Below are 25,358 nucleotides of genomic sequence, written 5' to 3'. Positions count from 1 at the left end.
CATTAAAAAAGCCCGGCCAATGAATTGGCCGGGCTTTTTTGTAAGTGCATGCTGCTCGCCTATTGAATCATCAGTGTCTGGGTGTAGGCTGTTCCATTTGTGCCGCGCACCTGCAGACGATACAACCCACCCGGTAGCTTTGGTAGCTTCGTGGAGAGGAGCTGGGGCTCTGATGTAGGGCTGCGCTCAAGCGGGAATTGGTGTACCACCCGACCATGGCCATCGAACAGACGCCCCGTCAGCGGCTCGGCGGACGGGTGGTGCAAGCGTAGATACAGCTGCTCGGAAGCCGGATTGGGGTAAACGCTGAACTCGTTCTGCGCAGGCTTCGCTGCAGCAGTGGCTACCAAGGCGGGAGTAAATGTGTATACCACTCCCAATGACGGAACCCCCGTAATGGCTCCGTAGCACGGCGAGCTGCAGTTTTCCACCTGCAAACCGGGATTGTCAGCCGAGCCGGTTGGAGTCACCGCGACGTTGTTGTCGGTCACAGCTTTGATAAAGATGTGATTGTTGTTGAAAGTAGTGGCCGTGGTATTGTTGGGCCCAAAGCGAATCTCCATTTGCCCGGTCCGCTCATACAGCCACACCTGAAACCGCACGTAGTGCGAAGGGTCGGGTAGGGTAGGAGTAGTTTGAGCAATGCCGGCGTCTTTCCACTCAATCTTGCCGATCCGGTCGCCTACGGGACCTGTTAGTTGGTAGTAGATGGGCGAAGCGCTGGAGCCACCGCCGTTAAAGTTTGCATCCTGAATCAGGCCGCCGCCGAAGGGAGTGTTGTAAACAAACAGGTAGCCCGCTCCGCCGAACTGCACGCCCCTGGCAAGCACATTAATGGTGGAGACGGGTTGATTGCGAAACATGAAGGTAAACCCCAAGGCAAGCGGAAAGGATGCGCTACGGTTCCATGTCTGGTTGTTGTTTACGACTTGCATGGAAGGCAGCGTCACGTACGGCTGCTGCCGGGCGCTGGAGAAAGTAAACGGGGCCGCCGTCTGGGCGTAAGCTTGGGCTAAACCCAATAACAGGGCGAGAGTGAGGTATAATTGACGCATTGGCGGGCTCAATAGTGCGTGAGTGAGAAGCTATACTGAAGAGTCCTTCAACCGCCGCTACGTTGCATACGGGTTTTCTAATATCCTATATGAACCTCAGTCTACCACATGCCCGGGCACCCACAGCAAGTCAACTGCTGCACAAAAAACAACACCCAGCCGTGTGCTACAGCTGGGTGTGAAATGCAAGGCGTGAAACATCGGCTTACGCCGGATACGCAATGAAATAGTAGTTCTTGCTCTGCTCAAACTGCTGCACAAATTCCACCCGCGTAAGCGGTGCGGCGCCGCTCAGCCAGCGCTTCATGAGCGACACTTGCAGACCGGCTTCCTGCGTGAGCAGGTCGTACACCTGCTCGGGGCGGGTACCGTAGCAGTCGGCGGCGCCAAGGCCGTGCTCAAAGATGATGACCGGCCGGGTGCGGCGCAGCGTCTGCACGGCACCCTGCAGTACCTGCAGCTCGGCACCTTCCACATCGATTTTGATCAGGTCGACGCGCTGATCGGCGGCGATGATGTGGTCCATCAAATCCGTCTGCACGTCGATGGTGGTGTCCTGCTCGTCGGCCTTATCGTAGTTGCGCTTCTGCAGGCCGCTGTAGGCGGGGTTGCTGATAACGTAATTGAAAGTGGCGGTACCGCGCTGGTTGCTCAGCGCCACGTTGGAAATGGTGGCCCGGCCGGTATCGTGGTAGCGGCGCTTCAGCTCGGCGTAGAGGTCGGGGAGGGGCTCGAAACCGAAGTGCTTGCCCTGCGGCGCGGCGGCCAGCATCAGGTCCAGCACCTCGCCCTTGTGGCAGCCGATGTCGATACAGGTAGAAGCTGGCTGGCACACGCGGCGAATCACGGCGAGGCTTTGCTCGTCGTACTGCTGGTTTTTGGTAAAGGCGATGGGCAACCGCTTCAGAATGGATTTGAGCACTTCTTTCATGGCCGAACGGCAGGAGCAAAAGGAATCGGGCTTAAAGTTCGTGAAAAGCGGCGGCTTCGTCTGTTTTTGTAACTGGTGCAACCTCGTGCCTGCGCGGTGGTCTTTGGAGTGCTGATGGTCAAGAGAGTGGAAAATATGCCGCCGATGTCCGAACTTTATCCTCCACCCCCTGCTGTTAGCGAAACCACGCCCCCAACTGCTGCGCCTATGGAAGCTGTTGCTTACGTTGATATCAATGCTCCGCTAGTAGAACGCTGCCGTCTTGGCGACCGGCGCGCCCAAGCGGAGATTTACAAGCGCTACGCCAAAGCCATGTTCAACGCCTCGTTGCGCATCACCGGCGACTACGCCGAGGCTGAAGATGTGCTGCAGGAGTCGTTTCTGAGCGCTTTTCGCGAGCTACACACTTACAAAGGCGATTCGTCTTTCGGCTCTTGGCTGAAGCGCATCGTCATCAACAAAAGCATCAACTGCCTGCGCAACCGCCGCCTGCAGCTGGTGTCGCTGGCTGAGCAGCACGATGGTGCCGGCGCTGAGGAGCCGGCAACCCCGGGCGAGGTGGATGACGTACAGTGGCGGGCCGACATCCTGCGCCGCTGCATTCAGGACCTGCCCGATGGCTACCGCCTGGTGCTGACGCTGTATCTGCTGGAAGGCTACGACCACGGCGAAATAGCCACCATCCTCGACATCACCGAATCCACCTCCAAGTCGCAATACAGCCGGGCCCGCAAGAAATTGCTGGAACTGGCACGGCAACAAGGATTGTAATAATCGTTTCACAGAACAGCGGCCACCCAGAGCGCCCCACCCAAACAGCGCCCCGGCCGCGGGGAGCCACGTGCGAAAGACTATGACTGTCATGAAACCCAACTCCGGATTAGAAGGCTTCGTCGAGCGGCACCGCGCCGACCTCGACGCGTTCGAGCCGCGCCCCGACCTGTGGGACGCCATCGAAGCGCGCCTGGATGAGCCGGCCGGCACCGATGAGACGCCCACCCACGTCTTGCCGCTGAACCCAAGCATGCCGTCGGCCAATACAAATAAAACTTCTACTGCGCCTGCCTTTGCCTGGCAGCGCTACGCCGCCGCCGCTGCGGTTGCCATCATGCTGATGGCCGGTGGCTACGGCCTGCGCCGCGCCGATGAAATGACCGCTGCCCCGGTGGCTGACGTTGCGGCCGCGCTGCCCTCTATGCAGGACCAGCCCACAGCAGTAACCGAAGCTGTAGGTAACCCTGAGCCCATTACCGTATCGGCCAGTGCCCCGGCCCGCCGGGTAAATGCTGCTGTACGGCGCATGGAAGCTTATTACGCCTCCCAAATCCTGGAAAAGCAGCACGAGTTGCAGCAGTTTGATGCCGATGCAGCTTCTGGCACCATGCCCAAAGTGGCCGATTGGAAGCAGGAGCTGACGGCGCTCGACTCGACCTACCGCCAACTGCGCACCGAACTGTACCAGAACCCCGATCCGGATGCCGTGCTCGAAGCCATGAACCGCAACCTGCAAATCCGGTTAGACATTCTGAACCAGCAGTTGCGCACCCGCGAGCAGATCCGGCAGTACCACGACGAGTCGTACTCCGCTTCGGCCGCCAAGTAAGCTTCCTCCCCACAACACACCATGCATTCCTCGTTCCGTTTTTCCTTTCGCTGGATGCTGCCGCTGGCAGCCGTGCTGGCTGCCGCAGTTGGCCCAGCCGCCGCGCAAGGGCGCATGGCGGTGCCAGTGGGTGGCTTTGAGCAGCCCGGCCTTGCCGACCGCTACTGGGAGCAGCCCTCCCAAGACGGGCAGCAGGTGCAGCAGACCGGCCCACAACCCGACCCCACGGCGCCCGTGCCGGCGGTGGAAAAAAGCCGCAAGATCAGCCGCACGTTTAAAGCCCCTGCGGGCCGCTCGCTTACGCTGGACACCCGCTACGGCCGCGTGCAGATCAACACCTGGAGCCGCGCCGAAATCAAGACGGAAGTCGACATCGTGGCCCGCGCCGAGGAAGACGAGAAAGCGCAGCAGCTGCTGGATATGATCCAGGTGCTGATACAGGAGCACTCTGGTGCAGAGGGTGGTATTACGCTGCAAACACGCCTCGGCGAAATGCCGCGTGAATGTTACAGCCGTCAGCGCCTCTACGAAATCAATTTCACCATTTGGATGCCCAAAAACACGCCGCTGAAGGTCAAAAACAGCTTTGGCGATGTGAGCATCACCGGCGACCTGACCGCCGCGGCCGATCTGAAAGTGTGCTACGGCAGCCTGCGCACTGGCCGCTTGGAAGGCCCCCAAAACAGCATACGGGTAAGCAATGGCGCCGCAGTGGTGCAGTATGCCCGGCAGGCCTCCGTCGATGCTACGCACTCGCGCCTGCGCTTGGTAGAAGGCCAGACCGTGGACCTGCGTAACAACGGTTCCGATATCGATATCGGCACGGTGCAGGATCTGGTGGTGCACAGCCGCTACGGCGACGTGAACCTGGGCACCGTTCGCTCGCTGCAAGGATCTACTGGCTACTCGCGCTTCAGCATCGATAAGGTATCGGATCAGCTGGATATGAAGGTGCAATACTGCCCCTCCTTCGAAGTGCGTACCACCGGGCGTAACTTTAAGAGCATCAATGTAGACGGCGGGTACAGCACCATTCTGCTAAACTTTCCCGACGACGCTGGCTTCGTGTTCGATGTAAACGCTGAGAATGGGAAAGTATTGATAGATAAGCGCTTGGTGAAAGTGCGTGCCGAAGATAACAGCGCCTCGTCGACGGAAATGCAGGGGCGCTACGGAACTGCCCAGGCCCGAAACGGTGGCAGCGTCAACATCAAAACCCGCTATAGCAGCGTGAGCTTTAACCGCTAAACGGCTTCGGCGCCGCGGCGCTTGAACTGCTTAGTTACCATTATGTGAAGGCCCGAGGGGACGGAGTGAAGGAAAAAGCCGGCTGCAACCGGCTTTTTCTGTTTTGAGGAAAGGCCGTAGCGGGCCCTACCTTTGACGCATGCGCAAGCTGCTACTCGTGCTGGGGCTGAATTTGATCGGCTTTGGCAGCCAAGCCCAAACCACCACCCTTATGTCTTCCTCAGCCGCTGTCTCTGCCGTGCCGTCGCGCATGTCTACGCTCACGTTACGGCTGCGACCGGGGCAGGATCTGCGGCAGCAACTGCTGGCCGTGGTGCAAGCGCAGCAGCTGCGTGCCGCGGCCGTGGTAACGTGCGTGGGCAGCCTTACGCACGTTACGCTGCGGCTGGCTAATCAGGAAGGGCCAAGCGTGTACCGCGGCCATTTTGAGATTGTGTCCTTGGTGGGCACACTGGCCGAAAGCGGCAGCCACCTCCACCTATCGGTTTCGGATTCCACCGGGCGTACCATTGGCGGGCATCTACTCGATGGCAACCTGGTATACACTACTGCCGAAATAGTGCTGGGCGTGTTAGAGGATGTAGAGTTTCGGCGCGAAGCAGATCCAACCTTCGGTTACAAGGAACTGACGGTGTATCCGGCTGCGCCAGCCAAACCGGTACCGTCCACCCGTGGGCGTAAGCAGCCGAAAAATTAGCCGGCAGATAGCCGTTTGGGCCGCGGTTTGCCCCTCGCAATTCTGTATACTTGTAGCAATATCCGGTCGGCAGAACCTGTTACTGCCGGGTATGATGTAGTTTTATTTTACGCGTTTTATGACCCACCGCTACGCTGGTGCCGCTCTGGCACTGAGCTTATTGGCTGCCTCTGCGGAGGCTCAGCCGTCGGCCCCTGTTGCTCCGACTTCTTCTATTCCCGCTACCACGCCTGCCGCCGCGCCACTGTTGGGGCGCGAGGCCATCAGAGCCGGCATTGAGCTGCACGATAAGCAGGATTATGCCGCTGCCATTGCCACCTACCTGCGCGTACCCGCCAGCGACTCGTCGTACGCCACTGCGCAGGGTGAACTGTCGCTTTCCTACTGGGCCAATAAGCAGTACGACGAAGCGGCAGCAGCCGCGCAGCGCGCCATCGACCTAGGCATGAACAGCCCAATGCCCTATGTGTCGCTGGCCAATGCACTAGAGGACCTGGGGCAGATCGATAAGTCGCTCGAAACCTTTCGAACCGGCCTGAAGCGTTACCCGCTGCATAGCATGCTGTGGTACAATCAAGCCGTAACGCAGGCCAACCAGCCCAACCAGACGGCCGCCGCTGTGGCCTCGTACCAGCGCAGCCTGGAGCTGAAGCCCATGCACCCCGGCAGCCACCTGCAGTTGGCGCGCACCGAAATTCAGCAGGGACATACCACGCACGGCCTGCTCGGCTTGTTGGGTTATTTGCTGTACGAGCCAGATGGCCCCAACAGCAACGAAATACTGCTGATGGCCGAGCAGTTATCGGTGGGCAGCCTCGCGGTGGAAGAAAAGGAAAAGCGGAAGCCTACGTCGCCAAATGATGCCTTTGCGGAACTAGACCAACTCCTCAATGCTCGTGTGGCTCTACGCAAAGACTACCGCAGTGCCGTGAAGTTTCAGGCCGCCGTGGTAAAGCAGACGCAACTGCTGGTGGAGAAATTTCCCTTGGCCACCGATGCCGCCCAGGCTGACTTTTGGCAGCGCGCCTACGGCCCCATGGTGGAAGTACTGCGCCAGGGCGACAACCTGACTACGTTCACGTACTTCATCCTCAGCTCGGCCAATGATAAATCGGCGCTGAAGTGGGTGAATGGCAACTCCGCCAAGGTAAAAAAGCTGATGGAGGCGCTGAGCCCGAGGATGATGACCTTGCGCGACTTTCAGACGGTGGTGCGCAACGGCAAGCCGACGCGCGTGGAAGCCTGGTTTAACAACTCGGGCGGTATCAACGGCCTCGGCGACGCTCGGCGGGATGCCGCCGGCAAGATATTTTACGAAGGCCCGTGGGAGCATTTTGATGCCGAAGGCAATCTGTCGGCCGAAGGCAGCTACAAAAACAACGAGCCGGCCGGTTCCTGGCGCTATTACTACGACGACGGCACGCTGCTGCGCGAAACCACTTACGACGACCAAGGCAAGCGTAACGGAGCCTACCGCGAGTACCATGAGAATGGCCAACGCTACATCGAGGGCATGTACCGCGACGATAAGCCCGTGGGGGTGGCCAAAATCTACCATTCGTGCGGGGCGCTCAAGGAAGAGCGCACGTACGACAACACCGGCAGCGCAGAGGGCGCTTTCACCAAGTACTACGCCAACGGGCAAGTGGAAGCGCGCGGTACTTACCGCCGCGATGAGATGGATGGCCCCGTTACCAATTTCTACGCCGATGGCACGGTAGAAACCGAGTTGGTCATGGTGGCCGGCAAGGAGCACGGCCCGTTCACCTCGTATTGGGCCGGACCGGGCAAGCGCGTAGAAACCCGTGGCACCACGGAGCAGGGGCTGGTGCACGGCACTTACACGAACTACTTCCCCAACGGGCAGGTGCGCACCACGGGCACCTTTACCCGTGGCAAGCGCACGGGCCTCTGGCGTACTTATTACGCCGATGGCAAGCTCTCTGAGGAGCGCAACTTCGACAACGAAGGTCGTCTGCACGGCAGTTACCGCGACTACGACCTCGACGGGGTGGTATACAATGAAATGACCTACGACCGCGACCAGCTGCGCAAATCGGTGTACCTGGACAAGGCCGGCAAGCCGTTGCAGCAGAATAGCGTCGGTAGCAAAACTTCCGAAGTGCGCGGCCTGCGCCCCGACGGCTCGCCGCTGTACACCGGCAGCTACCGCAACGGCCTGACGCACGGCGAATGGACTTACGTGTACCGGCATGGCACCGTATCGGAGAAGCGGCGCTGGCGCGATGACAAGCTCGACGGTGTGCAGGAGGAATTTCACCCGAACGGCAAGCTCAAAACCCGCACTACTTACGAGAACGGCGAAAAGCACGGCCGCTACGAGCAGTACGCAGCCGATGGCGTGCTGCGGCAAGAGGGCTGGTACCACCGCGGCCAGGAGCACGGTGCCTGGCGCGACTATTACGCCGACGGCCACCTGAACGAAGAATACGGCTACCACCTGGGGCAGCAGAACGGCCTGCGGCGCAGCTATACCACCAGCGGCAAGCTGTGGAGCGAAATGTGGACTGCGGCCAGCCTGCCCACGCGCATCGTGGAGTACGACTCAGTGGGCAAAAAGCTGGCTGATGTGCAGTTGAAGCCGGACGCTACCAGCTACGTGCTGCCCTACGCCTCCGGCAAGCCCCGGCTGCGCATGGCCCTGACCTGCGGCCTGTACGCGGGAGGCGAGTGGTTGCTGCCTTCGGGCAAGGCCTCGGCGACGGCGGCCATGCGCCTGGGTAGCCGGGAAGGTGCTTCCAAAACCTACTACGCCAACGGCAAGCTGGCCACCGAAGGTCAGTACGAAGGCAACAAGACCGTGGGCGAGTGGAAATATTACTCTGCCGATGGCAAGCTCCGCAGCAAGGGCAGCTTTGTGCAGGGTGAGCAGGACGGGGAGTGGACCTGGTACAACGCCAACGGGCAGGTGACCCACGTGGAAACCTACCGCAACGGCCGGCAGCACGGCACCAGCCGCCGCTTCGACGACAACGGTCAGCTCATCTATGAGAAAAATTACGTGAGCGGCGACATCATGGCTTGGCGCCATTTGCAGCCCAACGGCCAGCCCGGCCCGTGGCAGGACCTGAGCAGCCAGAACGGCACCGTGCGCAGCTTCTTTGCCAATGGCAAGCCATCGGCGGAAGAAACCTACAAAAACGGTCTGCTCGATGGCAAGAGCCACCTCTACCACAGCAACGGTCAGCTGTACCGCGAAACCGAAGTGCGCGACGGCCTCACTACCGGGCTGCAGCGCACCTACTCGGCCGAGGGCAAGCTACTAATCGAGGAAAACTACCTGCACGACGAGCAGCACGGCCGCAGCCGCTATTTCCGCCCCGATGGCGCGCTGGAGCGGGAAGAAAGCTGGCGCTGCGGGGAGCGGCAGGGCCCCACGGTATACTACTCTGCCCAAGGCAAGCCCGAACGCACCGAACAGTACTGGAACAACAACGTGTATGATGCCAAATAAGCAATGGCTGCGGGCACTGGCCGTGGCGGCGCTACTGCTAAGTGCTGCGCCGCTGCACGCCCAACAACAGCCTGCGCAGGTGCTGGCGCAGGTGCAGCAGCAATTTCCTGGGCAGCCGGCCGTATTTATGGATTACCGGCAGGACGTGACGCTGGAGCTGCGCGGCGATTCGCTGGCCGTGGTAGCCCGCCACCACCGCGACCTGCTGCACGTCACGGAAGGCACCGCCGCCTTTGCATCCGACCGCGTGTTTAGCTCGCATTTTGCGCGCCTGCAGAAAATCGAAGCCAAAACGCTGGTGCCGGCCGGTACCAGCTACCGCACCCAGAAAGTGCAGCACTTTCAGGATAAGTTTGAGGTACGCCCGGGCATCTTCTTCGACGATGTGCGTTCCGTGAGCTTCACGTACCCGGCCGTGGGACCCGGCGCCCGCACCGTGAGCGACTACAGCGTGCGTTACCCCGATGCGCGCTTTCTGCTGCCGTTTTACTTCGCTAGCGGCGTACCCGTGCGCCACGCCGAGCTTACAGTGACGGCCCCGCGCAGCGTACGGCTCAGCTACAAGCTGTTTGGGGCCGATCAGACGGCTATCAAGTTTACCCGCGAAGAGAAGGGCAACAACGTGGTGTACCGCTGGGCAGCCGACAACCTACCTGCTCCGCCCCGCGAAAGTGACGCGCCGGAAGAAGCCTGGTACCTGCCGCACGTGGTGTACTATGTAGAGGAAGCACCGCTCGGCGGCAAGGCGCGCAAGCTGCTCTCGGGCGTACCCGAGCTGTACACGCTCTACAGCAGCTTTGTGAAAGACCTCGACAAGCAGGCGCCCGAACCGGCCTTGCGCCAGCTCGTGGATTCGCTCACGGCCAAGGCCGCTACGCCCGATGAGAAAGCCCGCAACATCTACCACTGGGTGCAGGACCACGTGCGCTACATCGCTTTCGAACAGGGCATGCGCGGCTTTGTGCCGCTGCCGGCCAGCGCCGTGTACGCCCGCCGCTACGGCGACTGTAAAGACATGGCCAGCCTTACCCGCGGCATGCTCAAGCTGGCCGGCCTGAACGCCCACCTGGCCTGGATCGGAACCCGCGACCTGCCGTACCGCTACTCCGAGCTGGCCACGCCCGGCGTCGACAACCACATGATAGCGGTGTACGAGCGTCCCAACGGCGAACTGGTGTACCTCGACGCCACCGACTCCTACAATCCTTTCGGCTTACCTACGTCGATGATACAGGGCAAGGAAGTGCTCATCGGGCTGGATGCGGAGCGCAGCCGGGTGGCTACGGTGCCCGTGGTTACGCGCGAGCAAAACGCCAGCACTGATGTATCGCGGCTGACGCTGGACGGTACGGCCCTGCGCGGTAGCGGCCGGCTGGAACTGGCTGGCTACAGCCGCAACCGCGCTACCGCCGCCCTGCGCGGCGCCGATGAGAAGGCTCAGCAGCGCACCGTGCGCCACATTCTGGAGCGCGGCAGCAATAAGTTTTTCGTCGATGATTACAAAGTCGATGGTTTGGGAGAGGCCGAAAAGCCGCTGGCCGTGGACTACCGCTTCCACCTGGAGGACTACGTACAGCGCGCCGACGACGAGCTGTACGTAAACCTAAACCTCGACAAGGAGCTGATGAACGACCAGATCGACCTGAGCCGGCGGCGCTTGCCCCGTGCCAACGACTACCGTCGCCGTTCGCGCCAGCAGACTGAGTTTGAGATTCCCGTTGGTTACGACCTCACGCACCTGCCCGCCAATGTGCAGGCCGACGACGAGGTGGCAGGCTTCCGCATCAGCTACCGCCGCCAAGGCAACAAAGTGGTGCAGGAAAAGGAGGTGTACGTGAATTACCTGCTGCTTGAGCCCAAGCAATTTGAAGCTTACAACCGTGTGGTAGGGCAGCTCAGCGAAGCCTACCGCGACGCCCTGATCCTGAAGCGCAAACCCCTGTAACTGTCCGGTGTGCCGCGCCAAGTGCGTGACTACGCTGCCCCAGCAGACTACCGATTTCTTTTTTAGCTACGCATGATTTCCCGTATTTCCTTTCGCCTATCCTTGCTGACGGCGTCACTGCTGACCGCCTTGCCGCTGGCCGCGCAAAAGCTGGGCGTGCCCATGGGCCTTACCCACTCCAATTACAAGTGGCAGGACCGCCGCAGCCGTCTGCCCGTGCCCAAGGCCGATGAAAGCCAGCCTGCGGTGGTGCTGCGCGACTTTTCGGCCCATGAGTTTGCTTACAACAGAGAGCAGAAGGCAGTGCTGTACTCCATCGACCACCGCATCGTGCGCGTGAATTCCGACGACGGTATCGAGCGGTACAACAAGATCTACTTGCCCCTGAACGAGAACGGCCAGGTGGTGCAGCTGCGGGCCCGCACCATCAGCCCCAAGGGGCAGGTGGTGGAAGTGGATGAGAAGAACATGAAGGAGCTGCGCGACGGCAACGGTGGGCAGCGCAACTATCGCATCTTCGCGCTGGAAGGCGTGGAGAAAGGCAGCGAGGTGGAATACATCTACGCCCGCGTGACACCGGCCGAGTACTTCGGCCGCGAATGGCTGCAAAGCGAAGTGCCGGCTCACGACGTGAGCTTCGAGCTGATTTCGCCCCGCGCCATCACCTTCGAGGCCCGCAACTACCACGGCCCGGCGCTGCTGACCGATTCGCTGGCCGGCGATAAGCGCCGCCTGCGCGTGCAGCTAGCCGATGTGCCTGCCCTGCGCGACGAAGCCTTCGCCCACACGCAGGCCCAGCGCATGCGCGTGGAGTACAAGATTGCCTACACGGCCCAGCGCGGCAGCGCCCGCCTTTTCACCTGGAACGATGCCAGCCAGCTATTCTACGGGCAGGTGTGGGAGTTGGATAAAGACGAGCAAAAAGCCGTACAGAAGCTGGACAAGCAACTGAATGTGGCCACCTCTCTGCCCGTGGAAGAGCAGATTCGGGGGCTGGAGCAAGGCATCAAGACCTACATCAACTCGGCGGGTGGCGGCTACCGCCTCACGCAGGTGCTGGCCACGCGCACGGCCTCGGAGCTGGGCATGGCGCGCCTGATGGCAGGCCTGCTGCGCGCCCGCAACATCGAGCACGAACTGGTAGTAGTAGCCGACCGCAGCGAAGCGCCGCTGGACGCCGATTTCGATTCTTGGAACCTGCTCGACCATCACGTGCTGTATTTCCCGGCTACCAAGCAGTACCTCGCCCCCGGCCGGGCTGATTACCGCTACGGCATGATTCCGGCCGAATGGACGGCCTGTAAGGCGCTCTACGTGAAGCTGGTGAAGTTTGGGAAGGCTGAGTCGGCGGTGGGTACGGTGCGCGACGTGCCGGCCCTGCCAGCCAGCCTGAGCCCGCACGACATGCAGATCAAAGTAACCTTCGCGCCCACGCTGGACAAGGCTACCGTGGCGCTGCGCCAGATTCTGGGGGGCTACAATGCGCAGCCAATTCAGCCTTACTTTCCGCTCATCCCGGCCGATAAGCGTACCGAGGCCCTACAAGGCCTGATAAAAAGCGCTGTACCCGATGCCGTGTTTAAGTCTTTGGAGGTAACCAACGGCGAAACGGGCCGCAATGCTCTGCAACACCCGTTTACCGTGGATGCCACCGTGGAATCGGCAGCGGTGCTAGACCGGGCTGGTCCCAAATACCTCTTTAAAGTAGGCGAGCTAATCGGGCCGCAGTCCCAACTGTACCAGCAGGAAGAGCGGAAGCTGGACATCGAAAACGAATTCAACCGCCGCTACAACCGCACCATCGCCTTCGATATTCCGGCCGGCTACTCGGTGCGCAACCTCGCCGACCTGAACATCAAGGCCGATGCCGGTCCGGCTGACAACCCCGCCTATTTTTTCCACTCCAGCTACCAGCAGCAGGGCCAGACGGTGACCATCCTAATCGAGGAAAGCTACAACCAGATCTACTGGCCCAAGCAGGATTTTGAAGTGTTCCGCCAAGTGGTTAACGCTGCCGCCAACTTCAACAAAGTAGTGCTGGTGCTGGAAAAGAAGTCATAAGCACTGCAACACCTATTTGAGCGCCGCCCTGGATCTGCTGTTGTCAGATGTAGGACGGCGCTTCCTGTTTTCGATTTCGATAATTTGAGCTGAAGGCTGCTTGACAGTTAGCGCCCAGCGCAGCTGTTTTATGTGCTCATATAGAAGCAATTGTACAAAGCAGCAGTAGGCACCAGCCGACGTACTCAAATCGTGGGGTAGCTGCTTACTCCCGAAGCCAGCAGGTCATGGTTGGAAAGGCTTTGGTAGTAGTCAGTCCCATCCAAACCAGCAGCGGCAACCCAGGGTACTGGCCCCGCTGATAGGTATCAGTAAACCATTGACTTTGGCCGTGGTAGCCACCAGCGTGGAAAACCACTATTGGCGGCAGGGACATGGCGCAGATAGCGGCGTAGCTCCAAAGCTGCGCTGCTATTTCGTCGCCCTGCGCTTCGGTAGCGGAGCGGTAATCGGCGATGTTGCTACCCAAGCCGGCGCGTACGGCCGCGGGTACCACGGCAAGGTGGCCGGCTTCGTGCAAAATGTCGCCGGGAAAGCGCAGGCGGTGGCGGTCTACCACTAGCTGTCCGGCTTCGATCAGCAAGCCAGGCAGAAAAGTAGTGGCGGGTACGGGCGCCTCGCGCACTTGCAGACCCACTTCGCGTACGAAGGCAATAAGCTGGTCCACTAACTCCGCCGATGCCTCGGGGTGCGGAGTAGGTTTGAATAGCGAACGGAACATACGGAGCATAGGCTGCGGAACTGGCGCGTTTCGGCGGCGAAAGATAAGGGGCGGAGAGCGTCGGCAGCCAGTGCCACCAGGAACGAATGCGCCGCCAAGTAGTCGGCATGCCGACTACTTCCTGTATCTTGGGCTGCACCCATTTCTGCCGAAGCCATGAGCCTGCCCGCAACCAATGCCCCCGCCGATACACCGCAACTCGCGGCTTTCCGCCGCAACCTGCTCAGCCCGCTGAAGCAGCGCCTGTTTATGCTGACGCAGCTGCCCGCGGCGGCAGTAGCGGGAGTACGCGTAGAGCACATCACGCTGGAAAACGCCGCCGTATCGGTCCCTTTTAAGTACATGACCAAAAATCCGTTCCGAAGCATTTATTTCGCCTGCCTGAGTATGGCCGCCGAAATGGCCTCGGGGGTGCTGGCCATGATGCACGCTACCAGCGGCTCGCCCGTTTCGATGCTGGTGGTGGGCATGGAGGCGGAATTTCACAAGAAAGCCACCACGCGCATCGTGTTTGAGTCGGCTGATGGCGGGGCTATTGCGCAGGCCGTGGCCGAAAGCCGGGCCACCGGCGAGGGCCGAACCGTGGTAGCTACCAGCACCGGTCGCGATGCTACCGGCGACGTGGTAGCCGTGTTTCGCATCACTTGGTCGTTCAGAGCAAAGCGGGGCGCGGCCTTGTAAACTGCCCTCGCTGCTTCTGAAGTCCCTATTTATCAAAGGGGTGGTATTACAGAGTTTGTAAATGGCACAAAATAGTATTCGGTTAAATAGATGCTTTTTCGTTGAAAAGAAATAAAGAGCCTCTTTGGGCCAACAAAAAAGGCCCGCTTTACGTAAAGCGGGCCTTTTTTGTTTATATAATAAAAATGAAATGTAACTGCTTGGCAGCCTATTCTTTGGTGAGTATATCCACTAGTCCATCTTCGCTGACCACGATGGCCATGCAGGGGTAAGGACTACTTTCAACGTAGCGCAGGGCCGAATTGTAGCGGGCGCCGCGGGTGCTGGAGCCCCGCCCCGAGGCCTTGCCGTCCAGAATCACGCCGATGGAGTAGCAGTAAGCTTCCGGATCGATGAGCACGGCACCGTCGATGGCGGTAACCAGGCGGGTGATGAGCGGCGTGAGCGGCACCGGCTCGATAAGGGTACACTGCAGCTTCAGGCGGTCGGCTTCGGCCAGCGCTTCGGTGGTGATGACCACCAAGGTACCTTTGGGCTGCCGGCTGGCTTCTACCAGCACGTCCCAGAGGCGTTCCACTTTAGCCGCGTCGGTAAGCTGAAACGTATGGCGCAAGCCCCGGCGGAATTCGGAGCGGCTCAGGCGCGTCTGTGGCAGGCTGGGCTGGCCGTAGGAGGAGCGCATGAGTACCTGCGAGTCGTGGCGGAACTCCCACACGTAATGGTGCAGAAAGCTGATGACGAACAAGTCTTCGCGGCTTTCGTCGTACGGGCCGATTTGCCGGCCCATGGCGTACACATTCTCCCCATCGGCGAGCAGGCTTACGTCGCTGCTCGTCATTTGAAGCAGCTTGCGTACGGCCCGATAATCCGTTAGCGGGGTAGGGCAGGTGAGGGCAAAAATCTCCTGCACATTGGGGTGGCCGCGGCGGGCCAGCAGCACTTGGCCAATACCAGCCGTACCCTCGTAGCGCAGCGACGAAATGGTGTTCAGGGTATTGAAAAGCTTCGCGGCGGCGGGGTCCATGCCCAAGGCCTGGGCCGGGGTATCCATCAGCAGCTTACCGGCGCCACGCACCACCTCGTCGGTGTCGCGGGGGCGGGTAAGTAGGCCGGAGCCGGGCTCGGGCTCGGTCAGCGACTTCACGCATTCCTCGTGGAATCGCAGCACCGCGGCCTCGATGAGCGAAGGTGCCAGCGGGCGGCCGTCGGTGTAGAAGCGGTGGGGCTGCAGGGCCGGGTGAGCGTGCAGGGCTTTGCGCTGAATCTGCAGCACCGTTACCACAAAGAAACCATCGATGCGCACGGGCCAGCCCGCAAACGACTGCCGCTGGCCCCGGGCCTTCCGCTCATCCACCGCGTCGAGCACTTCCTGCACCGCGAGGCGCAGTCCGATGCCCTCGTAGCGGCGCGAAATCATTTCGTTGGTGTAATCCTCGCGCAGGTGCAGCGTACCCACTTTGGTATGGCGCAGGTGCTGCCCACGGCTTATCACATCCGCAAATTCTTCGGCGGGCAGACCGCAGTCGTCGGGCTCCAGACAGATGGCACCACCGCCCCCGACTGGTATGCCCAGCAGCATCACCTTGGGCCGCAGGTCCTCATCGAGGTCGTCAAAAATACCGTCGGCCATTACCTGCGCGGCTTGCTGAAAGCGGTGCTGGTACGGCCAGATGGTAAACTCGAGGGCCGGCGGTACAATAATAGCCGACGGCGACACCACGGTAAGGGGACTGAACATGGGTAGGAGATAGGAGCTACTAGTACCCGCCAAGGGCCGAAATGTTTTGGCCGCGGCGGCCCGGCGAAATTAGAGTTGGAACAGAATCGGCAGCACCATTTTCTGGCGAATCGGCTGGCCTTTGTACTTGGCCGGCTGCCACTTGGCGCTGGCCTTCACAATGCGAATGGCCTCTTCATCAAGGCCCGAACCTAAACGTTTGATAGGCTTGATGTTGGTAAGGGAACCGTCCTTTTCGATGACGAATTCCATCATCACTTTTCCCTCGATCTTGCGCTGTCGGGCCTGAGCAGGGTATTTCTGCTCTTTCTGTACCCACTCAAACCAAGCCTCGGTGCCGCCTTCGGGGCGGGCGGGCTCGTCGGGCGTGATGGTTTCAAAACCGTTGGCGGCCGTAGCGGCTCCGGCCGGTGGTGTGCCGGCAGTGGCCGGGGCTCCGCCAGCGCCAGCCGGAATCTGGAAGGTGATGGGCACCGTGATGCGCTGCCGCACTACGCCACCGCGGTGTTCGGCCGGTTTCCAGCGCGGGCCGGCCTTGATGAGGCGGAGTGCTTCGGCATCGGTTTCGGGCGAAAGGCTTTTGGTTACCTGCCAGCCAGAGGTATAACCGGTTTTTTCTACCACGAAGGTGACTTCTACCACGCCCTGCGTGCCGCTCTGCAAGGCGGTGGTGGGGTAGTTGAGCTTATCACCCAGGTAATTGCCGTAGGCTTCCACGCCGCCAAGGGGCTCAGCGGGCTTTTCCACGGCGTCGTAAATGTCGACGGAAGAAGCTTTGGGGTATTTGAGTTTCTGCTGTGCCAGGGTGGCCGTGGCGGTGCCGGTACTCAAAGCGGCCAGCAGCAAAGCGAGGCGAAGCGGTCGGAACATAGGTCGTATTGGGGAGGTAGACAGATAAGGGCGCGTCAGGGGCAACAACCGCACCAGCGTCTGGTCGGGTTCAGGCCAAGCTAGGAAAAAGCCTTTATTTTCGGCCCATGACCCTCCCTGCCGACCCTTCTGCCCTGAATTCTTCGCGTGCCCCCGAGCCGGTGGGCCTGTACCCGCACGCCCGCCGCGTGGGCAATCTGCTATTTCTGTCGGGCGTGGGGCCGCGGCAGCGCGGGCAGAAGCACGTGCCCGGCGTGAAGCTGGACGAAGATGGCAACATCCTCAGCTACGACTTCGAAAGCCAGTGCCACGCCGTGTTTCAGAACGTGCGCTATATCGTGGAGGAAGCCGGGGCCCGCTGGGAAGACGTGGTGGACGTGACCGTGTTTCTGACCAACATGAAAGACGATTTTCAGACCTACAACCGGCTGTACGCGCAGTACTTTGCCACCAACCAGCCCTGCCGCACCACCGTCGAGATTAACTGCCTGCCCACGCCCATTGCCATTGAGCTGAAGTGCATTGCGTGGGTAGGAGAGCGGTAAGCCGATAACCAACCCGCTAAAGCGCGAAACAGGGCCGCCGGAACGTATCCAGTGGCCCTGCGTCACGCGTATTCGACGCCAAGGAAAAGCAGACGCCGGAAGCAGTGCAACGGGAGAATAATCACGGGTAGTCCATGGCACGTTAGTTAGCCGAGTGCCCAGCAGAAGGAAATAGGTGCATGTTCCCGTTGCGGTCCGTCAGTTGGGCAGCTGGCTCGGTGTTATAACGACGACAGGGCCCTGGATAGTAGCTGAACAAATACGGAAAATGCCGGCGGCAAAACACGTAAAGTTTATACTGACGGGTAAAGCAACTAGCCACCTTAATAATTGTACGGACCTTATAAAAGCCTGAATGCAATAAAGTTGATGCGGCAACAGTCGGGCTGTGCGGTATAGCTATTGCTTACTGCCGACATCTGTAGCCGGCTCAATGGCGTAAAACCCGTGCCGCATTACCTAATGCAAAAGACACTGGTATGCCCACGAAAAAGAAAGCCGATACGCCGTCGAAAAACGGCCAATCCAATCATTCATCCCCCCAGTCGGAGGTTCATCAGTGCCCTGCGCCCATGGGTAAGCTTATTGCCATAGGCGGAAGCGAGCAAAAAAAAGCAGCTAACAAGCAGGAAGGCGACAGCGACAGCGCGGAAGACTTTGCTTCCGACAGCATCTTGAAGCGCTTTGTAGACGAGCTGCGCGGCGATGGGCCCATAGTGGTCATTCCTACAGCTTCCGAAGAACCCGTGGAATCGGGAAACGACTACATAAAGGCCTTCACGGAGCTCGGAATGCCGAAAGTGGAGGTGCTCGACATTCGCTCCCGCGATGAGGTGGACACCGAGGAAAACCGGCGCCTGATCGATTCGGCGGCCGGTATCATGTTTACCGGCGGCGACCAGCTGCGCCTGACGGCCATCTTCGGGGGCACCGAACTGCTGAAGCGCATGAAGGTGCGCTACACCACCAGCCACTTTGTTATTGCGGGTACCAGCGCCGGCGCCGCCGCCATGTCGACGCCCATGATTTACCAGGGCCGCAACGACGCCGGCTACCAGAAAGACGAAATCCACGTCACCACCGGCTTGCAGTTCCTGCACGACGTGGCCATCGATACGCACTTCGTGGCCCGCGGCCGCATCGTGCGCATGGCCCAGATCATTGCCACTAATCCGGGTTGCATCGGTATCGGACTGGAAGAGGATACCGCCATCGTGGTGACCAACGGCAAGGATATCGAAGTCATCGGAAACGGCTTGGTGGTGGTGGTAGACGGGCTGCAGTGCAGCGGCAATACCATCCACCAAATCAAGCCCGGCGAGGTATTCTCCATCCGCGACCTGCACCTGCACCTGCTGGCCCGCGGCGAGCAGTACACCATTCCGGTGCTGGAGCAAATGCACTTATAGAATTATGGGGGAGTGGGCCAACGGCTAAGGCGGCCGCACCGGCTTATTTCCCACCAGACCCGGCATAGCAAAGCGGCCCCCGGAGAAGCTCCGGGGGCCGCTTTGCTTTCATAGCTCAGAAGGGCAGCTTGAAATAGAAACGAGGTGGAGTTAGCTCTGACCTTTGGCACGGTTCAGGCCGCTGGCCTGTCCGCCTTTGCGACCTGCGGCGCGGGCTTCTTCCGAAGTCCACTCGTGGCCGCGGCCACTGGCGTGCGAAGCTTTGCCGCCTTCCGAGGCAATGCGGCGCTGCTGTTCGGGGTCCATGGAGGCAAAGCCGCGGTTGCTGCTGCCGGACTTAGCGCCGCCGATGCTGCTTTTGCTGCTGCCTTGGGAGTTGCGGGCTTCGGCGCCCATGCGGCCCGCTTTCGCGTGTTGATCCGACGAGCCGCCGCGCATGTTTTGGTTGTTCATTGCCATAGCTATTGGGTTTGAAAGGGTAAGGAAAGCGGGTCAGGAAAAAGTACGGTTCGTTTAAACGGCTGAGCAGCAGTAACGGTCGACTTTCGGGCCCAAAAAAAGTCAAATCAGTCTTGCTTTTACCACTTACTACGGACGGTTTTGCGTAGAAACCCCGACTAAGAGCTCAGCGGGACGTCATTAGCTTCAGGCCGCGGGCCGAAAAAAAGGCTGCGAATCGCGCCCGGCCGGCGCCTGTTCGGGGCAGAAAAAAGCATCCAGCTGCAGCAAGCCTATCAGGTGGCGTAGCCGCGGGCTCACGCGGAGCAGCCGCACCTCCACGCCCGCCCGCCGAATGAGCAGCAGGTGCGAGACAAAGTGCGCCACGCCGTGCGTGCGTAGGCAGTGCAGGTCCTGGCAATCGATCTGTACACGGACGGGTAGCGTCTGAATGTCGCGGTCCTGGGCCAGGGAGCGGGCCAGCTGCACTGCATCCACGGCATTGAAGTCGATGTCGAGCGTTCGGGCCTGGGAGTAAGTCGGGGAAGAAGAACCAAGCATGTGAATACCAGGTGAATAAAGTGTCAAGGACAATTGCAGGCTCCCCGAGCTCCAACAGGCGAAGAAATGGACGCGCAAGGGGTTATAACAAAATTATCTGGACTAAATGCAATAATACTGCGTGTAAACAACCAAATTAGCTTCTACGTAATGACGCCCGTAGGTCCGTACTAGTGCTGAAACTGAACATCAGCTCGGTTACTTTAGCCCCGATGGCGTTAATGTTGCGTCCTAGCTGTCCTTCCCATAGTTAACCTACTGCCCGATTATGATTCGTCTCATCCTTGCCGACGACCACACCATTATCCGTGATGGCATCAAAGCCCTGCTTGCCGATGTGCCTGATCTGGAGGTGGTAGGTCAAGTCAGCAACGGGCAAGAGCTGCTTGATCAGCTGCCCGAAATGCCCGCCGATGTAGTGCTGATGGACTTAAACATGCCCGTGCTGACGGGCTTCGAGGCACTGCCCCTGCTGCGCGAGCGGTTTCCGCAGGTGCGGGTGCTCATCCTCTCGATGCTCGACCACGAGAAGTACGTATACCAGGTGATGGAAGGCGGTGCTATGGGCTACGTACTCAAGAATGCGGGCAAGGAGGAAATCGTGCACGCCATCCGGACCGTGTCTACCGGCCGGCAGTTTCTGTGCACCGAGGTCGGCCTGGCCGCCCTGCACAAGCTGGTATCGGGGCCGGTGCAAGCGGCGCCGGCCGGCAAAAAGCCCTCCGACCTCTCCAACCGCGAAACCGAGGTGCTGAAGCTCATTGCCGAAGGCATGACCAACGCCGAAATAGCCGACAAGCTGTTCACGAGCAAGCGCACCATCGAAACGCACCGCCAAAACATCATCGAGAAAACCGGCGCCAAAAACACCGCTGCCCTCATCAAGTACGCCATGGAAAACAGCCTGCTCACCTAGTAGTGGCGGGTCCAGTTACAGCACGCACCACGCCCGCGGCCCTGCTCAGGACCGCGGGCGTGGTGCTTTTCCGGCGGGCAGGTGCGGCTCAGGACGATACCTGCATATCACCCCGGCCACTGGGGCGGCCGGCCCCGCCATTGAGCAGAAACTGCCGCAGGCGGTCGATGTGGGTTTTGAGCTCGTCAATGCGCTCTTCCTGGTACTGCGGGCCCAGGCCTTCGCCGCGGCGGGCCATGCTGCTGAGCAGATTTTTGCGCTCCTCCAGCATGCGCACGGCCACCCACATGCTTTCTTCCAGGCTTTCCTGCGTCACGCGCATCAGGGCCTCGCTCGTGAAGGAGTGGCCGGTATGACAGCGGTAGCGCAGCACTTCGCCGTGCTTCATTTCCCAGAGGCCGCCGCCGCAGTCGGGGCAGGTCAGGGGTACCTGGTGGCCCAGTTGATCGACATCATCCGTAGTTCCTACCACGCGTTCGGCTATTTGAGCTTCGTGAATAATATCGGGCGGGATGGTTATTTGCTGCGGCGGCGGGGTAAGGGTGAGCTGCTGCAGCAGCGGCCCCATGTTGTCCAGGGGCACCACGTGGTCGATTTGTACATTGCTGAGGGCGCTTTCGGGCATGCTCGAAAACTCTGCCTCTCGCGGTTCTTGCACCACGGTGAGGCCGCCGGCGCGCTTGATAAACTCCAGCCCGGCGGTGCCGTCGTACAGCATGCCGGTGAGAATTACCCCGATGGTGCGGGCGCCGTATCCGGCGGCCGCCGAGCGAAACAGCGCATCCACCGACGGGCGGTAGTGGTTTTCGCGCGGGCCTTTGGTGATGATGATGTGCCCATCTCTGATGAGCATGTGGCGGTCGGGCGGGGCCAGGTACAGGTTGCCGGGATGGATGTGCTGGCCGTGCTGGCCGAGGTGGCACACCAGGCCGGTTTCTTGGCTAAGGCGTTCTACCAGAAACTCACCAATGGAGTTAGGGGCCAGGTGTTGTACCACCATCACGGCTGCGTCGAGCTCGGCAGGAAGCTGGGATACCAGGCGGCTGAGCGCCGACATGCCGCCGGCGGAAGTTCCAATGACAATAAGACGGGGCTGTTCGTGCACGAGCTGAAAAGCTTAAAAGCGGCCCGAAGCACCCCGGGCCAAAGCGAAAGAGCGGGAAAGGGAAAATTTAGCGGCAGCAACGACTTCTGTATACGCACCGCTCCGTAAAAGGACAAGGCGATGCCGCCCTAAAAAACGGTACATTTGGCAACTGCCCCCACCGGCAGAATCCCCGCCGCGCTTCTTCTTTCTTTATTAGCTGGCGCCTGCAGGGCCGCCGGATTAGGTCACTGCGCCCATGAATCTTCCTTCTTCCGATAATACCCCGCGTCCCGCGACCAACTACCAGGCCGGAGGCGCCTCCTCTGCCTTCCCGGTAACCGACGCCGCGGCCCCCGTGGTGGACGAAAACGACGAGATGCTCGATTCGGTCGATGCGCCGATGGTCACAGAAATTCGTTCGTCTGCCAACCTTGCTGAGCGTTTTCCGGTGGTAGCCCTGGGCGGCTCGGCCGGCTCCCTGGAGGCGCTGGAGGAGTTTTTCAAGCACCTGCCCGCCACCACCGGCGCTGCCTACGTGGTGGTGGTGCACCTGGTGCCCGATGCCCAAAGCCACCTGCCCAGCATTCTGCAGCACCATACCTCCATGCCTGTGCAAGAGGTAGAGGACGGCATGCGCATCCGGCCCAATCATGTGTACGTGATTCCGCCCGACCGCGACCTGAGCCTGCTGCACGGCACCTTACTGTTGCTGACGCCCACGCAGCCCCGGGGCCTGCGCCTGCCCATCGACCACTTTCTGCAAAGCCTGGCCAAGGACGCCCGCGAGCGGTCCGTGGCCATCATTCTCTCCGGCATGGGCTCCGATGGTACCGTGGGCCTGAAGATGGTGATGGAAAACTTCGGCGTGGTGATGGTGCAGGCACCCGAAAGCACCACCTACAACTCCATGCCGCGCTCGGCCATTGCCACCGAGTTTGTGGATTATGTGCTGCCGCCCGCCCAGCTGGCCGGGCAGCTGGTGCAGTACCTGCGCCAGCCCGTGAAGCAACGCCCGCGCCACGACGAGCCCGTGCCCACGGCCACGCAGCCCGGCCACGCCCTGCAGAAAATCTTCGTGCTGATTCGGGCCCGCACCGGCCACGATTTTTCGCAGTACAAGCGCAACACCATCTTCCGCCGCATCGAGCGGCGCATGAATGCCCACCAGATCCGGGAGTTTACGCACTACGTGCGCTACCTGCAGGATACTCCCCACGAGGTAGACCTGCTGTTCAAGGAACTGCTCATCGGCGTCACCAAGTTCTTCCGCGACCAGGAGGCTTTTCAGGCCCTGCGCCGCCACCTCATGGCCCTGCTGCGCCAGAAAGCCCCCGATAGCCACGTACGCCTGTGGGCGCCGGGCTGCTCCACCGGCGAGGAGGCCTACTCGCTGGCCATGCTGCTGCAGGAATGCCTGGACGAGCTGCCCGAGAAGTACCTGAAGCTGCAGATATTTGCCACCGACATCAACCCCGAAGCCGTGGAGTACGCCCGCCTGGGCATCTACCCCGAAAACATCCTGGCCGACGTGAGCGAGGAGCGGCTGGCCCGCTTCTTTAACAAAATCGACAGCAGCTACCAGATCCGCAAGGAGGTGCGCGACACGCTGATCTTTGCCGTGCACGATCTGAACAAGGACGCGCCCTTCATCAAGCTGGACCTGCTCTGCTGCCGCAACCTGCTGATTTACCTCTCGGCCGATCTGCAGAAAAACCTGCTTCCGGTATTCCACTACGCCCTCAATCCCCAGGGGCTGCTGTTCTTGGGGCCGTCGGAAAACCTCACGGGTTTCCAGGACCTGTTTGCGCCCCTGGAGGTGAAGTGGAAAATCTCGCGCCGCATCGATGTGCCGTATTCGCTGGCCCGCATCGTGAATTTCCCGTTTACGCTGACCCGCCAGGCCTCTGCGTCTGTTACCCCCGCTACCATGAATGCTCCTATCCGAAAGGAAGGTCCTTTTGCCACGCTCGTACAAAAAGCGCTGCTCCGCACGTTTGCGCCGCCGGCCGTGGTGGTCAATACCAAAGGCGAAATCCTGTTCGTAAACGGCCGCACCGGCAAGTACCTGGAGCCCGCCCCCGGCCTGGGCGCCATGAACGTGTTCGAGATGGCCCGCGAAGACCTCAGCTACGAAATCAGCGGGGCCGTGCACCGGGCCAGCACCCAGCGGGAAGATGTGGTAGTGGAAGGCGTGAAGCTCAAAACCGATACCGGCTACCAGGTGCTGCGCCTCACCGTGAAGTACCTGGAGCAGCCCGAGGCCCTGGCCGGGCTGCTGCTGGTGGTGTTTGAGGAGGCAGCCCCGCCCCGCCGCGTACGCCGCCGTACCGCCGCTGCCGACGACCTAAGCCGCGACGCGGTGGTGGCCGCCCTCGAAAAGGAGCTGCAATACACCAAGCAGCGCCTCTGGACCACCATCGAGGAAATGGAATCCTCCCTGGAGGAGCTCAAAAGCACCAACGAAGAGCTGCAGTCGGCCAACGAGGAGCTGCAAAGCACCAACGAGGAGGCCATGACCAACAAGGAGGAGATGCAGAGCCTCAACGAGGAGCTCATGACGCTGAACGTGCAGTACCTCAGCAAAACCGAGGAGCTTTCGCAGGCGGCCAACGACATGAAGAACCTGCTCGAATCCACGGAAATAGCCACCATCTTCCTCAACAATGATTTGGTGGTGACGCGCTTTACGCCCTCCGTGGCGCGCATCGTGCCGCTGCAGCCCTCCGATGTGGGCCGCCCCATCACGCATTTTGCCTACAACCTGCGCCGCGAAACCCTGGCCCACGACGTGCAGCAGGTGCTCAACCGCCTCAGCCCGCTCGATACCACCATCCAAACCCACGACGGGGCCTGGTTTGCCATGCGCATCATCCCGTACCGCACCCTCGATAACTACATCAGCGGGGCCGTCATCACCTTCACCGACATCACCCCCGTGAAGCAGCTGGAGGAGCGAATGGAGGCCAGCGCCGCCTTCGCCAACAGCATCGTGGAAACGCTGCGCGACCCGCTGCTGGTGCTCGATGCCGAACTGCGGGTGCACATGGTAAGTCACCGCTTTGCCGAGGTCTTCCACGTGGAGGCCGCCCGCTGCCGGGGCCAGCTGCTCACCGAGCTGCTGAGCGGTGCCTGGCGCCTGCCCCAGCTGCAGCAGGCCCTGGCGCACCTGCTCGCCACGGGCGAGAGCTTTGACGAGCTGCCGCTCGACAGCCACTTTCCCGGCGTGGGCCGCCTGAGCATGCTGCTCTACGGCCGTCGCATCACCAGCGACGGCACCGACACCGGTCAGCTGCTGCTGGGCATCAGCGAACTGCACCCGGCCGCGGGCCACACCCCCGCCCAGGCTTAATTTCTTACCTTATACAGCCATGGCACGA

General features: G+C 60.7%; 20 protein-coding genes. 12 read left to right on the top strand and 8 right to left on the bottom strand.

Annotated elements, in window-relative coordinates; translation table 11 throughout:
- Positions 1–59: 59 nt before the first annotated feature.
- A complete protein-coding gene (locus tag AC5FXY_RS01460; protein ID WP_493554855.1) occupies positions 60–1,055 on the bottom strand; it encodes a T9SS type A sorting domain-containing protein in 996 nt (331 codons plus the stop codon).
- A 205-nt stretch (positions 1,056–1,260) separates the two neighbouring features.
- Positions 1,261–1,986, bottom strand: coding sequence for an FkbM family methyltransferase (locus AC5FXY_RS01455; protein ID WP_493554854.1), 726 nt, complete (start codon positions 1,984–1,986; stop codon positions 1,261–1,263).
- Between the two features lie 207 nt (positions 1,987–2,193).
- Here AC5FXY_RS01455 and AC5FXY_RS01450 point away from each other — a divergent pair, with 207 nt between their 5' ends.
- The 7 genes from AC5FXY_RS01450 (at position 2,194) to AC5FXY_RS01420 (ending at position 13,015) form a co-directional block, all read left to right on the top strand.
- Entirely contained in the window at positions 2,194–2,757 is a 564-nt protein-coding gene (locus AC5FXY_RS01450; RefSeq protein WP_493554853.1) for an RNA polymerase sigma factor, read from the top strand.
- 91 nt (positions 2,758–2,848) lie between these two features.
- Positions 2,849–3,589: a hypothetical protein gene (locus AC5FXY_RS01445; protein ID WP_493554852.1), complete on the top strand. Its 741-nt coding sequence runs from the start codon at positions 2,849–2,851 to the stop codon at positions 3,587–3,589.
- 21 nt (positions 3,590–3,610) lie between these two features.
- A complete protein-coding gene (locus AC5FXY_RS01440; protein WP_493554851.1) occupies positions 3,611–4,837 on the top strand; it encodes a DUF4097 family beta strand repeat-containing protein in 1,227 nt (408 codons plus the stop codon).
- 139 nt (positions 4,838–4,976) lie between these two features.
- On the top strand, positions 4,977–5,534 hold the full coding sequence (locus AC5FXY_RS01435) for a PPC domain-containing DNA-binding protein (protein WP_493554850.1): 558 nt from the start codon (positions 4,977–4,979) through the stop codon (positions 5,532–5,534).
- Positions 5,535–5,652: 118 nt separating this feature from the next.
- Positions 5,653–9,009 (top strand): tetratricopeptide repeat protein, encoded by a 3,357-nt coding sequence (locus AC5FXY_RS01430; protein ID WP_493554849.1) that lies wholly within the window; start codon positions 5,653–5,655, stop codon positions 9,007–9,009.
- Positions 8,996–10,954: a DUF3857 domain-containing protein gene (locus AC5FXY_RS01425; protein WP_493554848.1), complete on the top strand. Its 1,959-nt coding sequence runs from the start codon at positions 8,996–8,998 to the stop codon at positions 10,952–10,954. Before AC5FXY_RS01430 ends, AC5FXY_RS01425 begins: the two co-directional genes overlap by 14 nt.
- 72 nt (positions 10,955–11,026) lie before the next feature.
- Positions 11,027–13,015, top strand: coding sequence for a DUF3857 domain-containing protein (locus AC5FXY_RS01420; protein ID WP_493554847.1), 1,989 nt, complete (start codon positions 11,027–11,029; stop codon positions 13,013–13,015).
- A gap of 205 nt (positions 13,016–13,220) precedes the next feature.
- Here the strand turns inward: AC5FXY_RS01420 and AC5FXY_RS01415 are convergent, their stop codons facing one another.
- Positions 13,221–13,736, bottom strand: coding sequence for a hypothetical protein (locus AC5FXY_RS01415; RefSeq protein ID WP_493554846.1), 516 nt, complete (start codon positions 13,734–13,736; stop codon positions 13,221–13,223).
- 156 nt (positions 13,737–13,892) lie between these two features.
- On the opposite strand from AC5FXY_RS01415, the gene AC5FXY_RS01410 reads away from it, so the two are divergent.
- Entirely contained in the window at positions 13,893–14,417 is a 525-nt protein-coding gene (locus AC5FXY_RS01410; RefSeq protein ID WP_493554845.1) for a DUF4442 domain-containing protein, read from the top strand.
- A gap of 208 nt (positions 14,418–14,625) precedes the next feature.
- On the opposite strand, the gene AC5FXY_RS01405 is transcribed toward AC5FXY_RS01410, so the two are convergent.
- Positions 14,626–16,155 carry a diadenylate cyclase gene (locus tag AC5FXY_RS01405; protein ID WP_493554844.1) on the bottom strand — a complete coding sequence of 510 codons (1,530 nt, stop codon included), beginning with the start codon at positions 16,153–16,155 and terminating at the stop codon, positions 14,626–14,628.
- A 69-nt stretch (positions 16,156–16,224) separates the two neighbouring features.
- Positions 16,225–17,025 carry an energy transducer TonB gene (locus tag AC5FXY_RS01400; RefSeq protein ID WP_493554843.1) on the bottom strand — a complete coding sequence of 267 codons (801 nt, stop codon included), beginning with the start codon at positions 17,023–17,025 and terminating at the stop codon, positions 16,225–16,227.
- A gap of 107 nt (positions 17,026–17,132) precedes the next feature.
- On the opposite strand from AC5FXY_RS01400, the gene AC5FXY_RS01395 reads away from it, so the two are divergent.
- The gene (locus AC5FXY_RS01395) at positions 17,133–17,570 is read left to right on the top strand and encodes a RidA family protein (protein ID WP_493554842.1); all 438 of its coding nucleotides are present in this window, start codon (positions 17,133–17,135) and stop codon (positions 17,568–17,570) included.
- Between the two features lie 572 nt (positions 17,571–18,142).
- Entirely contained in the window at positions 18,143–18,979 is an 837-nt protein-coding gene (locus tag AC5FXY_RS01390) for a cyanophycinase (RefSeq protein WP_493554841.1), read from the top strand.
- A gap of 150 nt (positions 18,980–19,129) precedes the next feature.
- Here AC5FXY_RS01390 and AC5FXY_RS01385 read toward each other — a convergent pair whose 3' ends face one another.
- Positions 19,130–19,438, bottom strand: coding sequence for a KGG domain-containing protein (locus AC5FXY_RS01385; protein WP_493554840.1), 309 nt, complete (start codon positions 19,436–19,438; stop codon positions 19,130–19,132).
- 186 nt (positions 19,439–19,624) lie between these two features.
- A complete protein-coding gene (locus tag AC5FXY_RS01380; RefSeq protein ID WP_493554839.1) occupies positions 19,625–19,978 on the bottom strand; it encodes an STAS domain-containing protein in 354 nt (117 codons plus the stop codon).
- A gap of 268 nt (positions 19,979–20,246) precedes the next feature.
- Here AC5FXY_RS01380 and AC5FXY_RS01375 point away from each other — a divergent pair, with 268 nt between their 5' ends.
- Positions 20,247–20,894, top strand: coding sequence for a response regulator (locus AC5FXY_RS01375; RefSeq protein ID WP_493554838.1), 648 nt, complete (start codon positions 20,247–20,249; stop codon positions 20,892–20,894).
- Between the two features lie 88 nt (positions 20,895–20,982).
- Here the strand turns inward: AC5FXY_RS01375 and AC5FXY_RS01370 are convergent, their stop codons facing one another.
- Positions 20,983–21,999, bottom strand: coding sequence for a chemotaxis protein CheB (locus tag AC5FXY_RS01370; protein WP_493554837.1), 1,017 nt, complete (start codon positions 21,997–21,999; stop codon positions 20,983–20,985).
- A 238-nt stretch (positions 22,000–22,237) separates the two neighbouring features.
- On the opposite strand from AC5FXY_RS01370, the gene AC5FXY_RS01365 reads away from it, so the two are divergent.
- Positions 22,238–25,330, top strand: coding sequence for a chemotaxis protein CheB (locus AC5FXY_RS01365; RefSeq protein WP_493554836.1), 3,093 nt, complete (start codon positions 22,238–22,240; stop codon positions 25,328–25,330).
- The last annotated feature ends 28 nt before the right edge of the window (positions 25,331–25,358 follow it).

It is taken from the genome of Hymenobacter sp. FMD4 (assembly GCF_058932745.1).
The sequence above is the reverse complement of the archived record's forward strand: the minus strand, read 5'-3'. Positions and strand labels throughout refer to the sequence as shown.

Coding starts and splice junctions, on each gene's coding strand:
- AC5FXY_RS01415 (WP_493554846.1), bottom strand. CDS start 13,736: ATGTTCCGTTCGCTATTCAAACCTACTCCGCACCCCGAGGCATCGGCG.
- AC5FXY_RS01450 (WP_493554853.1), top strand. CDS start 2,194: ATGGAAGCTGTTGCTTACGTTGATATCAATGCTCCGCTAGTAGAACGC.
- AC5FXY_RS01385 (WP_493554840.1), bottom strand. CDS start 19,438: ATGGCAATGAACAACCAAAACATGCGCGGCGGCTCGTCGGATCAACAC.
- AC5FXY_RS01460 (WP_493554855.1), bottom strand. CDS start 1,055: ATGCGTCAATTATACCTCACTCTCGCCCTGTTATTGGGTTTAGCCCAA.
- AC5FXY_RS01420 (WP_493554847.1), top strand. CDS start 11,027: ATGATTTCCCGTATTTCCTTTCGCCTATCCTTGCTGACGGCGTCACTG.
- AC5FXY_RS01400 (WP_493554843.1), bottom strand. CDS start 17,025: ATGTTCCGACCGCTTCGCCTCGCTTTGCTGCTGGCCGCTTTGAGTACC.
- AC5FXY_RS01390 (WP_493554841.1), top strand. CDS start 18,143: ATGGGTAAGCTTATTGCCATAGGCGGAAGCGAGCAAAAAAAAGCAGCT.
- AC5FXY_RS01395 (WP_493554842.1), top strand. CDS start 17,133: ATGACCCTCCCTGCCGACCCTTCTGCCCTGAATTCTTCGCGTGCCCCC.
- AC5FXY_RS01425 (WP_493554848.1), top strand. CDS start 8,996: ATGATGCCAAATAAGCAATGGCTGCGGGCACTGGCCGTGGCGGCGCTA.
- AC5FXY_RS01435 (WP_493554850.1), top strand. CDS start 4,977: ATGCGCAAGCTGCTACTCGTGCTGGGGCTGAATTTGATCGGCTTTGGC.
- AC5FXY_RS01445 (WP_493554852.1), top strand. CDS start 2,849: ATGAAACCCAACTCCGGATTAGAAGGCTTCGTCGAGCGGCACCGCGCC.
- AC5FXY_RS01430 (WP_493554849.1), top strand. CDS start 5,653: ATGACCCACCGCTACGCTGGTGCCGCTCTGGCACTGAGCTTATTGGCT.
- AC5FXY_RS01365 (WP_493554836.1), top strand. CDS start 22,238: ATGAATCTTCCTTCTTCCGATAATACCCCGCGTCCCGCGACCAACTAC.
- AC5FXY_RS01440 (WP_493554851.1), top strand. CDS start 3,611: ATGCATTCCTCGTTCCGTTTTTCCTTTCGCTGGATGCTGCCGCTGGCA.
- AC5FXY_RS01405 (WP_493554844.1), bottom strand. CDS start 16,155: ATGTTCAGTCCCCTTACCGTGGTGTCGCCGTCGGCTATTATTGTACCG.
- AC5FXY_RS01455 (WP_493554854.1), bottom strand. CDS start 1,986: ATGAAAGAAGTGCTCAAATCCATTCTGAAGCGGTTGCCCATCGCCTTT.
- AC5FXY_RS01410 (WP_493554845.1), top strand. CDS start 13,893: ATGAGCCTGCCCGCAACCAATGCCCCCGCCGATACACCGCAACTCGCG.
- AC5FXY_RS01380 (WP_493554839.1), bottom strand. CDS start 19,978: ATGCTTGGTTCTTCTTCCCCGACTTACTCCCAGGCCCGAACGCTCGAC.
- AC5FXY_RS01375 (WP_493554838.1), top strand. CDS start 20,247: ATGATTCGTCTCATCCTTGCCGACGACCACACCATTATCCGTGATGGC.